Genomic DNA, 15,488 nt, shown 5'->3' with positions numbered 1-15,488 from the left:
AAAGGCACGGTATGTTGCCTTGCCCTTCATCGCTAAATATTTTGTTATCGCCGCTGTCAAGGATGTCTTGCCATGGTCTACGTGACCGATCGTTCCTACGTTGATGTGCGGCTTCGTTCTTTCAAATTTTGCCTTTGCCATTTTCGCCTCCTATCCTCCCTTTACCTTCAATATAATATCTTCGGAAATATTTTTAGGGACCTCATCATAATGGGCAAATTGCATAGTGTAGGTTGCGCGCCCCTGCGTCTTTGATCTCATGTCTGTAGCGTAACCGAACATCGAAGAGAGCGGAACCTGCGCTGCTATTACCCTGACATTTGTCCTTTGGGTCATTGTCTGTATCTTGCCTCTCCTTGAATTCAGGTCCCCGATAACGTCTCCCATATATTCATCAGGAGTCACAACTTCTATATTCATAACAGGTTCAAGAAGTACGGGCTTTGCCTTGGCCGCGGCATTTTTAAACGCCATTGACGCTGCGATCTTAAAAGCCATCTCTGATGAATCTACTTCATGATATGAACCATCAGTCAAGGTGATCTTTACGTCTACAACTGGATAACCTGCAAGAATTCCGTTTTCAAGAGCTTCTTTTACTCCTTTTTCAACTGCCGGGATATATTCCCTTGGAATAGACCCGCCTACAACTTTATTTACAAATTCAAAACCGCTTCCCGGCTCTAACGGTTCAAGTGTAATATACACATGACCGTATTGTCCCCTGCCGCCTGACTGCCTTACATATTTGCCTTCAGCGGATGTCTTCTGCCTGATCGTCTCTCTATAGGCAACCTGCGGTTTGCCCACGTTTGCGCCTACCTTAAACTCTCTCAACAGACGGTCCACGATGATATCAAGATGGAGTTCGCCCATTCCTGAAATTATCGTCTGCCCGGTCTCCTCATTAAATGAGACCTTAAAAGAAGGGTCTTCCTGAGCGAGTTTTCCAAGCGCCACGGAAAGCTTCTCCTGGTCCGCCTTTGTCTTGGGCTCAATCGCAACGGAAATGACCGGCTCAGGGAATTCCATCGATTCAAGAATTATAGGACTATTTTTATCAGAAAGAGTGTCGCCGGTAAGTGTGCTTTTCAAACCGACAGCGGCCACAATGTCTCCGGCCTTCACCTCTTTGATTTCTTCTCTTTTATTTGCGTGCATCTTCATTAATCTGCCGATGCGCTCCTGCACGTCTTTGGTTGAATTATAAATATATGAGCCTGAAGCTAAAGTGCCTGAGTAAACTCTCAGGAATGTAAGCTGTCCCACAAAAGGGTCCGTCATTATCTTGAAAGCAAGGGCGGAAAATGGTTCGGACTCCGAAACCTTCCTGCTTACTTCCTTGCCCGAATCCGGATCAATTCCGGTCACAGGGGGGATATCAAGCGGACACGGTAAGTATGCAATAATTGCGTCCAGGAGCTGCTGCACCCCTTTGTTTTTGAATGCTGAACCGCAAAGGACAGGTGTAATCCTCAACTCAATAGTTCCTCTCCTTAATGCGGCATTTACAAGGTCAGCGCCTATTTCTTTTCCCGCGAGATACTTTTCCATTATCATGTCGTCAAAGTCAGCAAGGATTTCCAGCATCTTCTCCCTGTATTCCAGGGCAAGGGGAAGGAGTTCCTGCGGAATGTCGGTTTCAATAAACTGCGCGCCTAATGTTTCATCCTCGAACACATAGGCCTTCATAATAACAAGGTCAATAGAACCCCTGTATACGTCTTCTTTGCCATATGGGATCTGCACAGGGACAGGTGTTGCACCAAGCCGTTCAATCATTGACTTTACGCACATAAAGAAGTCCGCGCCCATCCTGTCCATTTTATTTACAAATGCAATCCTCGGGACCTTGTACTTTTCGGCCTGCCTCCAGACGGTTTCAGACTGCGGCTCTACCCCTGCAACTGCATCAAAAAGGGCAACCGCCCCGTCAAGCACCCTCAGGGAGCGTTCGACTTCAATAGTAAAGTCAACGTGTCCGGGGGTGTCAATTATATTTATCCTGTGGTCTTTCCAGAAACACGTGGTAGCGGCTGATGTGATGGTGATGCCCCTCTCCTGCTCCTGCACCATCCAGTCCATTACGGCTGTGCCCTCGTGAACCTCGCCTATCTTGTAGGTCACTCCGGTGTAGTAAAGGATACGCTCCGTAGCCGTCGTCTTACCGGCATCTATGTGGGCCATGATCCCGATATTTCTTGTTTTCTGTAGTAAAACGTCTGATTCTGACAATGTATCTACCTCTTTTATTACCATCTGAAATGAGCGAAGGCCTTGTTAGCATCGGCCATCTTATGGGTATCTTCCTTCTTCTTTATGGAAGACCCGGTGTTATTGGAGGCGTCCAGTAATTCGCCGGCCAGTTTCTCCCTCATGGTCCGCTCTCCGCGGGCCTGTGAATAATTTATAATCCATCTGAATGCAAGTGCCATTCTCCTTGAAGGCCTGATATCAACCGGCACCTGATAAGTAGCGCCGCCGACGCGTCTTGCTTTGACCTCAAGAACGGGTTTGACGTTTTCCAGCGCGGTCTTAAAAAGCTTCAACGGATCGCCTCCCGTCTTCTCCTTGATAATATCAAACGCTCCGTAGCATATTCTTGCGGCTGTAGATTTTTTTCCGTCTTTCATAATTGCGCTGATAAACTTGCTTACAACCTTGCTGTTGTAAAGTGGATCCGGCAATATTTCTCTGTTTGTGACTACTCTTCTTCTCGGCATATTATTACCTTTATTATTTTGGTTTCTTTGCGCCGTATTTCGAACGGCCTCTTCTGCGGTCAGTAACTCCAAGAGTGTCGAGAGCGCCTCGAACAATGTGGTACCTGACACCTGGAAGGTCCTTGACCCTGCCGCCCCTTATGAGGACGATTGAATGCTCCTGCAGGTTGTGACCAACTCCGGGGATATATGCAGTGACTTCCATCTTGTTTGTCAACCTTACTCTTGCAACTTTCCTTAACGCGGAATTCGGTTTTTTCGGAGTAGTTGTATAAACCCTCGTGCACACGCCTCTCCTCTGCGGGCAGCTCATTAGCGCAGGACTTTTTGTCCTGTTAGGCATCTGCTTCCGGTTGTTTTTTACAAGCTGTGCAACTGTCGGCAACTTTCCTCCATTAATAACTCAATATATAGAATTTATGATAGGATTAAACTATCCATTGGAAAACCTTAGAATTTTATCAGGGAGAAATTATTTTGTCAAGACATCTGGGATTTTTTTAAAAAATTTTTTAAAAACCGCAAGTGAATTGAAGTAGCCGTCCTTTTTAGTAGGGAATGGGTTAATTAAAGCCGCAGACGTTTCGCCTGGGCCTACATATACATCTCCGGTTTTATTTTCAACTTATCGGGTGATTCGCAGCTTATGATCCTGTCTTCGCCGGATTTCCCGAATTGTTGCTCAATATCCAGATCAAAAGGCAGTCTTATAAAACTGTCTTTCTTTGCGTTATAAACTATACGAACTACAGGATGCAGCAAATTCCTTTCCCCGTTCTTTATGACCACTCCGATCAACCCGCTTTCCAGGCGCACCAATGAACCTACGGGATAAATCCCCACGCAGCGTATAAATTGCTCTACCAAATTTCTGTCATAATGATAATTGCTCCATTCATAGAGCTTTCTTAAAACTTCTGTAGGCATGAATCTGTCCTGATAACATCTCTTTGAAGTCATCGCGTCATAGACATCGACAATTGCCGCGACCTTGGAGTAATAATCAATCTCATCGCCTTTTAAACCAAGCGGATAACCTGTGCCATCAATCCGTTCGTGATGCTGGGCCGCCAGAGTAATTGCGGACTTCGTCAGGCCGTGGGCCTGCTCAAGAAGCATGCGGCTGTACTCCACGTGTTTCTTCAACATCCCTAATTCTTCCTCTGTTAATTTTTCTTCCTTATTGAGCAGGGCCTGAGGGACAATCATCTTGCCGACATCGTGAAGCATCGCCCCCATGCCGACTTCCCTTAGCGTGGCAATATCAAACCCGAGGTGCTTCCCGAAAGATATCATGAGAACGCCTACACTTACGGAGTGTAAATAGGTGTATTCGTCCTTTTCCTTTATCCTGAGGAGACTGATTAGCGCGTCCTGGTTGCGAAAGATTGAATCAATCATTTCATCTACGACATGCCCGACATTTTCCGTCTTTATTTGCTTACCGAACCTTATGTCCTCCATTATGTTATGTATGGTTTTCTTTGCCTCGCTTTTAATCTCTCTCGCCTTATTAAATTCTTCCTGTATTGAAACAGGATTTCTGTCTATTTTTTCCGGTTCAACGATCCTGTTGATTTCAGCCTGGATCTCCTGCTCAACTTCATCTTCTGTAGGCGCTTCACCGACATCATATCCCTTATCGGTATCAATATAAATTTCGCGGATGCCGTAGTCGATAACTTTATTAATAAGTTGAGTGTCTTCGATTTTCATACTGCTGGAAAGAAAAGGATGGTTAAGCCATCCGCAGTTAAAATCGTGAATAAACATGCCCGGGGTTAATTGTCCGACCTTAATTTTCTTAATCATACCAAGGTGATATTATCACTTTCATTTGCAGAACTTCAAATTCTCAAATCACAGAAAAAACTCCTGCCTGGTCTTGACAGGGTGGATGTTTCATGATAAGAAGAAACTTATATCTTGTTCATTTTGTAAATGCTCCTATAGAAAGGCATCTTAATCAACTATGATGATTCATAAATAACTTCCCCGAAAAAGCTTAAGCCCTCGTGAGAGGGTGACGGAATGCAACGGGTCTTAATAAGTTAGCCGAGACAGCCGGGCTGCCGAAGGGAGTATACCTTTGGCAAGTTCGGCTTTTTTTGTTTCAGTAAAAAAGGAGGGTTAAAAAATGAACAGGCTGATTGATACTTCATACTTTAATCGTACACGAGGTCATCGCTTTAAAAGATATTTACTCAATGAGAGAAGAGGTGTTTCCTGCCGGTCCGTTAAACTATCTTTATGCCTTGTTCTAATGCTTCTGCTTTTAGTATTGACGACCGGCATAAATGATCATTCCGCACAGGCTGCATCGATGTTGAAGATAGTTGAAGGAAACAAATGGCGCTATTTCAAAGGAACGACAAAGCCGCCGCATAAATGGACCAGTATTGATTTTGAGGACAGCAATTGGCCACACGGGATGACCGGTCTCGGTTATGGCCATAGCAGAAACAGGACTTACCTGGGTGATATGCGAGGCAACTACTCCACTGTCTATTCACGCCGGCAGTTCACGATTAACAATATACATGCGGTTTCCGGAATAAACCTTTCCATAGTATGTGACGGGGCTTTTATCGCATATCTAAACAGCATTGAAATTATTCGTAATGATTCGGTCAACAAATCCGCTTCGACACCAGCTCCGCAGGCTGAACAATTAGATATCAGCGGTTTCACGGATGAACTTTTACCCGGTAAAAACGTTTTGTCTGTTGAGTGCAGTAACGATGATATAAGCAGCAGGGATTTTGTATTTATCCCTGTCTTTGAAGTTTTTGAGCATCAAGGAGGGCAAACACAATGAGAAAAATAAAATGGTCATATATAAATGAGGACCGGACATACCGGATTTTAAGGTCTTCACTGCATATTTCTCTCATTATCGTTTTTTCGCTGTTGATGCCCGGCCGCGCGGATGTCTATGGGGGAAATGCAAAGTATATTATTCTGATGATCTCAGACGGCTGGGGAGCAAAACATATCGAGGCAACGAACACGTATACCGGGACAATTCCTCTCTATCAGGGCGATCCGGATTGGGCCAAATACTGGATGTCAACTTTCCCTGTTGGAGGCAGTTATGATTCGAATCAGGCCTGGTCGAATTTCAACTATGTGTTGACCGGCTTAACAGACAGCTCTGCCGCTGCTACCGCTCTTTATACCGGCTTCAAAACTGCAAACGGCCGGGTCACGGTCTCATCTGACGGCTCAACTGCTTTCTTGTCGATAGGTGAGGTTGCAAAAGAGTATGGCATGGCCGTAGGAGCTGTCAGCACGGTACCTGTTTCACATGCCACTCCGGGAACGTGGGTGGCCCATAATGATGATCGCGGCAATACTTTTGCCATAGCGGACGAGGGACTTTTCGGGGACCCGAACACCACAGGTACGGTCGCTACAGACCCGAAGTACGGAGGAGGCCACGGGCCGACAATACCGCCGGTGGACGTCCTTATCGGCGCAGGCAGTTCGGGTTATGTCAACAGTCAGATCCTCACTAAATTGAGAAATGAAAACGGCCAGCCGGGAAAGCATGTTCTTGTAGAACGGCGGGCAGGAGTAGACGGCGGAGACGCACTGATGGCTGAAGCCGATGATCCGGCCACCAGCAAATTAGCAGGATTATTTGATCATGTCTATCACAATGCAAACGATGCTGGATATAACGCGGAGAATCCGACCCTCTCTGAAAGCACCCTGGCAGCGTTAAAGGTGCTGGGCAAAAATCCAAACGGTTTCGTTCTCATGATCGAAGGCGGCGCTGTTGACTGGGCCTCCTCCGCAAATAATATGAACCAGATGATAGGCGAACAGAAAGACTATGACAATGCTGTCCAGACTGTGATCAACTGGGTAAACGACACTGCTAACGACAGCGACTGGGACAATACACTCGTTATTGTGACAGGGGACCACGAGACCGGTTATCTGACTAAAAATGCCGGGATATTTCCCAGCCAGCCTCTTGGCGCAGTTAACAGTACAACTCTCGCTAAAGAAAAAATTGTCTCCGGCACAGGGGGCCGCCGCGCAAGCTGGGAAGACACCGATGGAGACAGCATTATTGATTCTGGGGAGACCTTTTACTGGCGCTGGAACAGCGGCGGCCATTCAAACAGTCTTATACCACTTTATGCCCGGGGGGCCGGGTCTGAACTGTTTGCCGCCTATGACACAAATGGACCTGACACCGTGCGCGGCTATTATATTAATAATACGGACGTGTTTCTGGTCATGGATGGCGCCATTTCTGCTCTGAGCTGCACTGAAACGGGTTCTATCTCAGTAACTTCAGGCAGAACGCTTCATGGTAATCCGGTAGACCTTACCTCAATTGTTCAAACAAGCAGCTGTCCCGCGCAGACCAATGCGTCAATTATTACCAAACGGGACACGTGGAAATATAACGGCGCTAACAACGGCAACATCGGAACAACATGGAAAAATACTGCATATAATGACAGCGGGTGGAATTCGGGCAGAGGAATATTCGGATATGGAGAAACCTACATAACTACAACCATCGGCGCCCCCGGCCAGATGTCCGCGTACTTCCGTAAGACGTTTACTATATGCGACCCAAATGCGGTAACTTCTTTGAAATTTAATGCCGCGTATGACGACGGAATTGCCGTATATATTAACGGGACTCTGGTTATCGCTCAAGGCGTAACAGGGAACCCTCCGGCGTGGAACGGAGGGGCCGCAGGTCATGAATCATACCAGACGTATCAGACATTTAATCTTGACGCCTATACAGGCCTTCTTGTTTCAGGGACAATAGCATTATGGGCGCTTCCATCCTGTTTACCGGCAATTCTACTCAGGCGCAATCGGTAAGCACCACGGGCTGGTCAACCGGCGGGAAAAACCTGGAAGTCACAGCTGACGATGCCAGTTGTCTGACTCCGCTTACTGCCGCTAATGATACGTTTACTTTCAACAGTGGGGCGGCCCCTGCATCCATAATAATAAATCCGACAAGCGGACTTGCGACAACAGAAGCAGGCGGTAGAGCAACTTTCACGGTAAAGCTCAACAGCAGGCCGACAGCAAATGTGACCATAGGCATAAGCAGCAGCGACACTACAGAGGGCAGGGTATCACCGGCAAGCCTGACATTTACATCCGCCAACTGGAATACAGCACAGACCGTGACTGTAAGAGGAGTTAACGATTATATAACAGACGGTGATATCGCCTATTCCATCATAACGGCAGCCGCAGTCAGTGCTGACGTCAATTACAACGGAATGAATGCGGCTAACGTGTCAGTAACGAACAAAGATAATGACGACAACTAAAGGTTAGATAACATAATAGATAACATCACAGGTAACTTCAAATGAAGGACTGGTGATGTCAGAGCATTAAGTGAAGATGTGTGAACATCTGGCGCAAACGAATAACCCCAAAAATGGAGGAGTAAAATGAAGCTCAAAGTTTTTGTCGTGATAATCTTAATTTTCTTATTAACAGTCAGCCTTGCTGTCAGCGGCGCTTTTGCCGCTGCGAATGTCTATGTAGTGAACAATTTAAGCAACACTGTTTCGGTGATTGACACCGCAGGCAAAACGGTCACAGCGACAATAAAAGTCGGCGCCTCACCTACAGGGATTGCTTACAATCCCACTTATAAAAAGGCTTACGTAGTCAACAGGGGAGACAACACGGTATCGGTAATTGACACCGTAAGTCACACGGTGATAGGCACGATAGAGGTCGGGACATATCCCTGGTACCCGGCCCTTGACCCGAACATACACAACATCGACCTTAACCAATGGGTAAAAAATTTCCCTGTCATGTTTCTCTATGTAACCAGCCCTATCGGCAACGGAGTCAATGTTCTGATCTCAACACTGGACGGGATCCTCAGCATGCCGGGCGGCTTAATTCAGACAGACGTGGCTCCGGGGATCGGGGCATTCAATGTAGCGCTGGATGTCGCTAATCAAAAGGCGTATGTCGTGAACTGTCACAACGCCACCCTCTCGATCCTTGACCTCAATGATAAAAAAATGATCGGGTCGGTAGATAATCTTGAAAACACCGACAGCTTCGTCGGGGTAGGAATTGATACCGTGCTAAACAAAGTTTACGCGGTAGGCGACAAGATCGACGTAATGCCTGTGATCGATACCACTGCCAAAAAGGTAGTAGCAAAAGTAAAAGTTGGCAGTACCCCGTATAACGTCACAGTGGATTCCAACAGGCACAAGGCTTATGTAGCCAACAGGGGAAGCAACACTGTATCAGTGGTCAACACAATGAATGATACTGTGGAGGCCACAGTGAAAGTCGGAGCGGAGCCGATATCCATAGCCCTTGCGGATGGCAAGGCATATGTTTCCAACTGCAGCGGCAACAGCATATCGGTCATTGATACCGCTACCAATACCGTAACTGATACAATCGCTGTTCCCGGAGCGACACCTTTCAGGGGAATGTGCCCGTGGGGCGTAGCGGCTTTTTAAATTTTCATTTCAGCGCCTAACCAAGAGGAAGGGTGATGGTGAATACAGCGCCATCGCCCTCTTTGCTTTCCGCTTCGATGGCGCCGCCGTGGGAGACAATGATCTTTTGCACCAACGCAAGCCCGAGGCCGAAACCTTTCTGCTTTGTAGTATAAAATGGAAGGAATATCTTCCGCCTGATCTCCTCGGGAATGCCGCAGCCTGAATCTTTGATCCTTATCTCAATTTTATTTTGTATCAGTCTCAAGTCTGCATCAATGCTGCCGCCTCCAGGCATGGCCTCAGCCGCGTTGATAAAAAGGTTTGACAGCGCCTGTCTCAGGAGCACCATGTCAGCTTTTATTGATACAGGACCTTCAGAATTTATTGAAAACTTGACCGCATCATTTCCGGTCAAAACAGACTCAGCCGTTTCTCTTATCAATTCATTTAAATCCACTTCCTCCCTGCTTAAAACCGTAGGCTTCGCGAATGCAAGTAGCTCGGAGATGATCCTGTCCATGCTCTTTATCTCTTCAGTAATCGCATTAACTGTGGGAATGTTTGCCGGCTCTGTTTTTTTGCCTAACAGTTTGGCATAGCCTGAGATCACGGCCATCGAATTTCTTAATTCATGAGAGATCCCCGCCGACATCTCTCCAAGCTGGCTGAGCCTTTCCTTTAATTCCACCTGCGCCTGAAGCGACTTTATGTCCGTCAGGTCAGTGAAGACGAAGATGCCGCCGATCTTTTCCCCTGCGGCATTTTTTAATTCCGACGCGGTGATGCCGAGCCATATGTGTCTTTTATCGCCGGTAATATATGGATACTCATCTCTTGAAACCGTCCTGCCCTCTTTCATGAGAGTAACCAACGGTTCGCTCAATACCTCGATGCAGTTCCTGTCGATCACCTCTCTCGCGTTTATTCCCAGTATGCGTTCAGCGGATTGATTTATACTTTTAATCCTCATGTCGTTATCAATGCTGATCACACCGCTTGGGACGCTTTGAAGGATATTCTCGTTATACGCCTCGATGCTGACCGCCTTATCTTCCGCGAATGCCTTCAGCCTCTGAAGCTCGTTTTCCTTTTCCTTCAGTTTCCCGACCAGCTCATGAAACGTATCCACAACAAAACCGACTTCCGAATGTTCTTTAATATCTTCATCCTGTTTAAGCGTCTTTTTCTTTTTAAAAAAGTAGATCGTTATGAAAAGAATCAGGAGCGTAAGCCCGGTAAAGGCAGACAAAAACAGTGTCAGAGTTTTCAGAAAATTATCCTGCATACAGATACCACATCAAAATTTCCTGCCCGTAGAAAAGGCTGACAAGCGCTCCTGCGGCGAGGTACGGGCCGAATGGAATTCTCGATCCCCACTCTCTTCCTTTCAGTGCTATTAGAGAAACTCCGACAATAGAACCCAACAGGCTTCCCATAAAGGTCGTGAGGATCACGCCCTTCCATCCAAGCAGTCCGCCGACCATCGCCATCATCTTTATGTCCCCGCCTCCCATCGCGTCCTTTTTCAGTAACGCCTTGCCGGTCACCGCTATGAGGTAAAAAGAACCTCCGCCCGCAAGACAGCCTATTACTGATGATTTGATGCCAAGCATCTGGCTTCGGAAAAACGGGTCAGGCAATATTATGGACCCTAAAATAACCGCAAGAGGGATGCCGGGCAGGGTGATGCTGTTAGGGATTATCTGATGGTCAATATCGATAAAAATTATCACTACCAGAGACGAAATAAATATGCAGTAGACCAGTAAGACCCACGGGGGATCAATGCCGAACCTGTTCAGCGCGATAACGTACAGGGCGGCGTTGAGAAATTCCACAAAAGGATACCGGGCCGAAAACTTCGCCTTGCAGGACCTGCACCTTCCCGCAAGCAGCATATAACTTAACATGGGGATGTTGTCGTAAAACTTTATCGGCGCGCCGCATGAGGGGCATCTGGAAGCAGGGCTTACAATTGACAGGCCCTGCGGTATGCGGTAGATGCACACGTTGAGAAAAGAGCCGATCACCGCGCCGAGGATGAAGATGAAAATATAGGGTATCATTCAGGGAGCTTGGTCAAATTATTGGCCTGGTTTTTGTAGTCTTCCGCTGCCTCTTTCAGGTGCTTTACCTCATCGAGCGCCTGCTGGATTATAAAATCCTTCCATACGGATCTCTCGCCTTTTTCTTTCAACTCCGTCACCCTCTTTCCGATGTCCCTGTACAGGTCGTCGATCTTGCCCTCGATCTTTGTGCTCTCAAAGAGGAGCTTCGCGATCTCCGTCTCGGCCTTGGTCCGCTCGGCAAGGAACGTAGCGACCCATTTGACCTGGTCCAGCCCCTTGTTTAAATTCCTCCGTATCCTGTCTATCATCAAACCTCCTGATTAAGAGTCGGCATTGATGCAATGCCGTTTATATTCTAACCTCAAAACTCCAAACTCTCAACTCTTAACTAATTCTAATCTCCCCATCCACTTTTTATGCAGCGTTTCTTTCAGTAAAGGATATTTATTCATATCCGGCTGAGCTTCAATAAAGGCAAAGGCTTCTTTTCTGGCAGCCTCAAGCACGGCAATATCCCTTACAATATTGGCGATCTTCAGATCGGGGATTCCAGACTGGCGGGTGCCGAAGAAATCGCCGGGCCCGCGAATGGCCAGATCTTCTTCAGCGATCTTAAAGCCGTCGCTTGTAGACTCCATTGCCTTGAGGCGTCTTTTCGCCTCTTCGCTTAAAGGCGGATAAGCCATGAGCAGGCAGTAAGAGTCGTAACCGCCGCGTCCTATTCTTCCCCTTAACTGGTGAAGCTGCGCAAGCCCGAATCTCTCCGAGTGCACGATAAGCATCAGGGACGCGTTCGGCACGTCTATGCCTACCTCGATGACCGTCGTGGCGATAAGCATGTCAATATTTCCTGACTTGAATTGCGCCATAACAGCTTCTCTTTCGTCATGGTGCATCTTGCCGTGGACCAGCCCGATCTCCTTTTCAGGATAGATTCTTTTAAACGCCTCAAAGCCTTCAATGGCAGACTTGAGGTCAAGCTTTTCAGATTCTTCAATGAGCGGATATACAATGTACACCTGTCTCCCTTTGGACAGTTCTTCCTTGATAAGCGAATGTATCCTGTCCCTCTGCGATGGGAAAAACACCTTCGTTATGACCGGCCTCCTGCCTCTTGGAAGTTCGTCGATTATGGATATATCGAGGTCTCCGTAAAGTGTCAACGCCAGTGTCCTCGGTATAGGGGTCGCGGTCATGATGAGTATATCGGGATTAAATCCCTTGCGCCTGATGTTCGCCCTCTGGACAACGCCAAATTTGTGCTGCTCATCAATTATCGCAAGGCCGAGATTTTTGAACGTCACGCTTTCCTGTATGACTGCATGAGTGCCTATGATGATCTGCGCGGCCCCCTGAGAAATATCATCAACCGGCTTTCCCTTGCTGCTTGATGTCAGGAGCACAACTTTCAGCCCGAGGGTCTCGATCATTTTATGAATATTAATAAAGTGCTGTTCGGCGAGAAGTTCGGTGGGGGCCATCAGGCACGCCTGGTAACCGTTTTCAACGGCAATGAGCATTGACACAAGCGCGACAACGGTCTTGCCGCAGCCCACGTCACCGTGAACGAGCCTGTTCATCGGCAGGGGACGCCGCATGTCCGACATTATCCCGTCGATCACCCTTTTCTGCGCGCCTGTCAGTTCAAAGGGAAGCGAGCTGAGAAATTTTTTCACCAGATGATCTTCGACCTTAAAACTTATCCCCTGCTCCAGCGCCTCTCTTTTTTTCAAAAGAGCGAGCCCGAGTTCAAGCAGAAAAAACTCGTCAAACGCCAGGCGCTTGTGCGCTGGGCTTGAGGCGTCATTCAACACGTTTACGTCGGTGGACTCTTCAGGAAAATGGGTTTCCTTCACAGCCCATTGCAAGGGTTTCAGACTGTTTCTATCCAGGACTTCTGCCGGCAAATAATCACTTATCAGGGATGAATAATTGGTTACCGCATTGAACATAAGCGTCCTGATCTGTTTCGGGGAAATGCCTTCGGTGGCTTTGTATACGGGCACGATCCTTGACGTGTGGATAAAGGTATCATCATCGCCGACCAGCTCGAAGTCGGGATTTTCCATCTCAAGTCCGAACCGCGCGTACGGGTTGCCCTTCACCATGCCGCATAAAATGACCTTCTGCCCCTTTTTAAAATATCTCTCAAGATAAGGCTGGTTAAACCACTTGGATTTCAGAAAGCCGGTTTTGTCGGTGACGGTGATCTCAAAGATATTCATCCGCCTCCTCGGAGTGGTGACAACTTCCGCGGACACAACTTCGCACAGGGCCGTCTCGACCTTCCCGTAACCCAGCTCGTTTATCTTCTTCAGGTTCTTCCTGTCTTCATAACGCCACGGGAAATAGAAAAGCATGTCCTCAAGAGATACGATGCCAAGACGTTTCAGAAGTTTGGCGCGCGCGGGGCCAACGCCTTTAAGAAACTGAACAGGGGTGTCTTTTGTTACCGGCGGGGTGTGATCAGGACCTTTTTTTTGGGTGAGGTTTTTGGCCTTGTCCATTTACATTAAAAAAAACCACAGAGGGCACAGAGAAATTTATTAAAAAAATCATCCGCAGATTACGCAGATTGCACAGATAAAAAATATTCAAAAGAATCTGCGTCCATCTGTGTAATCTGCGGACATAAATTATTTTTCTTCAGCAGGCTCATCCTCTTTCTTTCCCTTGGCATCTTCGAACTGAGCCTCAGCCTCTCCCTTTCTCATCTTGCTGTACTCTGACTCGCTGATGATGTCAATGTCCCAGCCTGTGAGTTTCATCGCGAGCCTCACGTTCTGGCCTTTTTTGCCGATAGCAAGGGAAAGCTGCTGGTCGTTCACGACAACCATCGCTGTTTTTTCTTCCTCATTGATGCCGATGCTCTCTACAGCCGCTGGGCTCAATGCCTTGGCAAGCAGGACCCTGGGGTCCTCAGTCCATGGAATGATATCTATTCTTTCACCCTTTAATTCTCTCACTATAGACTGCACGCGCGTCCCTTTCATCCCCACACATGCGCCTACCGGGTCGACCATCGAGTTTTTCGAAAAGACCGTCAGCTTAGTGCGGTCGCCTGCTTCCCTTACAATGTTTTTTATAACTACCAGGCCTTCGTAAATCTCAGGGATCTCCATCTTGAAAAGCTCGCCGACAAAATTCGGATGGGTCCTTGAAAGGAGAATGATAGGGCCTTTCTGGGTCTCCTTCACCTCTTCTATATACGACCGGACCGTCTCTCCTCTTTTCAAATTCTCGGTGGGCAAAGTGGATTTTATCGGGAGCACGGCCTCCGCCCTTCCAAGGGCAATATAGTAATTCCCTTTCTCCTTGCGCATCACGACACCGCTGACAATCTGGCCTGCCTTGTCTTTGAATTCTTCAAAGATTGCCTCCTTCTCAGCCTCTCTGACACGCTGAAACAACACCTGTTTCGCTGTCTGGGCCGCGATCCTGCCGAAGTTGTCAATTGACATCGGGGTCTCGACCATATCGTCAACTGCTTTTGAGGGATCAATTCCCTGCGCATCTTTCAGGGATATCTCCTCTGAGGGGTTTGTGACCTTTTCAACGATCTTTTTCAATGCGGTTATTGCAATGTCGCCTGACTTCGGGTCGATCTTTATGTTTATATCAGGCTTAAGTCCGTGATTCTTTCTTACGGCTGATAAAAGGGCCGATTCCAGCGTCCCGATGATGGACTCTTTAGGAATGCCTCTTTCCTTACTCATCTGCTCTATGATGTGAACAAGTTCTTTACTCATTTATACCTCCACCTCCAGCCTTGCCTTTGAAATATTTTCATAAGGTATAATGATCTTCCTGTCTTTAGGCAAAAGGAGCGTTATTTCATTTTCTCCCGCCTCAGCAATCTCTCCTACAAAAAACGTCTCTTTATCTATCGGCGCGCTGGTAGTAACTCTGACCTTCTTTCCGGAATACTTTTTAAAATCCTTCGGCTGCCTGAGGGGCCTGTCAAGGCCCGGCGACGATACTTCCAGGACATAAGAAAACGGGATAATGTCCTCCACATCAAGCACTGCCTCTATCTCGCGGCTTGCCCGCTCACAATCGTCGATTGTCACGCCGCCATCCTTGTCAATAAAAACCCTCAACAATCCTCTGGCCCCCATCCTGTTGAACTCTAAATCGTCAAGTTCAAAACCAATGGAGTTTATCACCGGTTCAATGGTTTCTGCTATTTTCTTTTTTATTTCCTCTATGTTCATCATGAA

Annotated in this window: 15 protein-coding genes and 1 riboswitch; of the genes, 4 read left to right on the top strand and 11 right to left on the bottom strand. The window is 47.3% G+C overall.

The features are described from left to right. The 5 genes from tuf to HZB61_09215 all read right to left on the bottom strand — a co-directional run. On the bottom strand, window positions 1–141 hold a 141-nt coding region (gene tuf / locus HZB61_09235; GenBank protein ID MBI5056783.1), incomplete at its 3' end, for an elongation factor Tu. A 9-nt stretch (window positions 142–150) separates the two neighbouring features. Next, window positions 151–2,259, bottom strand: coding sequence for an elongation factor G (fusA, locus tag HZB61_09230; protein ID MBI5056782.1), 2,109 nt, complete (start codon window positions 2,257–2,259; stop codon window positions 151–153). Continuing rightward, a complete protein-coding gene (gene rpsG, locus HZB61_09225) occupies window positions 2,253–2,723 on the bottom strand; it encodes a 30S ribosomal protein S7 (GenBank protein ID MBI5056781.1) in 471 nt (156 codons plus the stop codon). Before rpsG ends, fusA begins: the two co-directional genes overlap by 7 nt. Before the next feature lie 13 nt (window positions 2,724–2,736). Beyond that, the gene (locus HZB61_09220; GenBank protein ID MBI5056780.1) at window positions 2,737–3,108 is read right to left on the bottom strand and encodes a 30S ribosomal protein S12; all 372 of its coding nucleotides are present in this window, start codon (window positions 3,106–3,108) and stop codon (window positions 2,737–2,739) included. A gap of 209 nt (window positions 3,109–3,317) precedes the next feature. Further along, on the bottom strand, window positions 3,318–4,535 hold the full coding sequence (locus HZB61_09215) for an HD-GYP domain-containing protein (GenBank protein MBI5056779.1): 1,218 nt from the start codon (window positions 4,533–4,535) through the stop codon (window positions 3,318–3,320). 181 nt (window positions 4,536–4,716) lie between these two features. Continuing rightward, a riboswitch (cyclic di-GMP riboswitch) is annotated at window positions 4,717–4,800 on the top strand. 60 nt (window positions 4,801–4,860) lie between these two features. On the opposite strand from HZB61_09215, the gene HZB61_09210 reads away from it, so the two are divergent. From HZB61_09210 to HZB61_09195, 4 genes are all read left to right on the top strand, one after another. After that, window positions 4,861–5,541 carry a hypothetical protein gene (locus HZB61_09210; protein MBI5056778.1) on the top strand — a complete coding sequence of 227 codons (681 nt, stop codon included), beginning with the start codon at window positions 4,861–4,863 and terminating at the stop codon, window positions 5,539–5,541. Further along, complete coding sequence (locus tag HZB61_09205; protein MBI5056777.1) at window positions 5,538–7,580, top strand: alkaline phosphatase; 2,043 nt, start codon at window positions 5,538–5,540, stop codon at window positions 7,578–7,580. Before HZB61_09210 ends, HZB61_09205 begins: the two co-directional genes overlap by 4 nt. Continuing rightward, entirely contained in the window at window positions 7,529–8,044 is a 516-nt protein-coding gene (locus HZB61_09200; GenBank protein ID MBI5056776.1) for a hypothetical protein, read from the top strand. Before HZB61_09205 ends, HZB61_09200 begins: the two co-directional genes overlap by 52 nt. Before the next feature lie 126 nt (window positions 8,045–8,170). Then, entirely contained in the window at window positions 8,171–9,217 is a 1,047-nt protein-coding gene (locus HZB61_09195) for a YncE family protein (GenBank protein ID MBI5056775.1), read from the top strand. Between the two features lie 16 nt (window positions 9,218–9,233). Here the strand turns inward: HZB61_09195 and HZB61_09190 are convergent, their stop codons facing one another. From HZB61_09190 to HZB61_09165, 6 genes are all read right to left on the bottom strand, one after another. Continuing rightward, the gene (locus HZB61_09190) at window positions 9,234–10,484 is read right to left on the bottom strand and encodes a PAS domain S-box protein (GenBank protein MBI5056774.1); all 1,251 of its coding nucleotides are present in this window, start codon (window positions 10,482–10,484) and stop codon (window positions 9,234–9,236) included. Next, complete coding sequence (locus HZB61_09185; GenBank protein ID MBI5056773.1) at window positions 10,474–11,265, bottom strand: prepilin peptidase; 792 nt, start codon at window positions 11,263–11,265, stop codon at window positions 10,474–10,476. The genes HZB61_09190 and HZB61_09185 overlap by 11 nt, the downstream gene beginning before the upstream one ends. Then, window positions 11,262–11,576 carry a hypothetical protein gene (locus HZB61_09180; GenBank protein ID MBI5056772.1) on the bottom strand — a complete coding sequence of 105 codons (315 nt, stop codon included), beginning with the start codon at window positions 11,574–11,576 and terminating at the stop codon, window positions 11,262–11,264. The genes HZB61_09185 and HZB61_09180 overlap by 4 nt, the downstream gene beginning before the upstream one ends. Before the next feature lie 69 nt (window positions 11,577–11,645). Next, window positions 11,646–13,775 carry an ATP-dependent DNA helicase RecG gene (gene recG, locus HZB61_09175; GenBank protein MBI5056771.1) on the bottom strand — a complete coding sequence of 710 codons (2,130 nt, stop codon included), beginning with the start codon at window positions 13,773–13,775 and terminating at the stop codon, window positions 11,646–11,648. Window positions 13,776–13,904: 129 nt separating this feature from the next. Next, window positions 13,905–15,017, bottom strand: coding sequence for a transcription termination/antitermination protein NusA (gene nusA / locus HZB61_09170; GenBank protein MBI5056770.1), 1,113 nt, complete (start codon window positions 15,015–15,017; stop codon window positions 13,905–13,907). Beyond that, window positions 15,018–15,485: a ribosome maturation factor RimP gene (locus HZB61_09165; protein MBI5056769.1), complete on the bottom strand. Its 468-nt coding sequence runs from the start codon at window positions 15,483–15,485 to the stop codon at window positions 15,018–15,020. Window positions 15,486–15,488 lie beyond the last annotated feature (3 nt).

It is taken from the genome of Nitrospirota bacterium, assembly GCA_016214845.1.
GTDB lineage: Bacteria > Nitrospirota > Thermodesulfovibrionia > UBA6902 > UBA6902 > SURF-23.
Note: the sequence above shows the minus strand (reverse complement) of the source record. Positions and strands in the feature narration are given on the sequence as shown.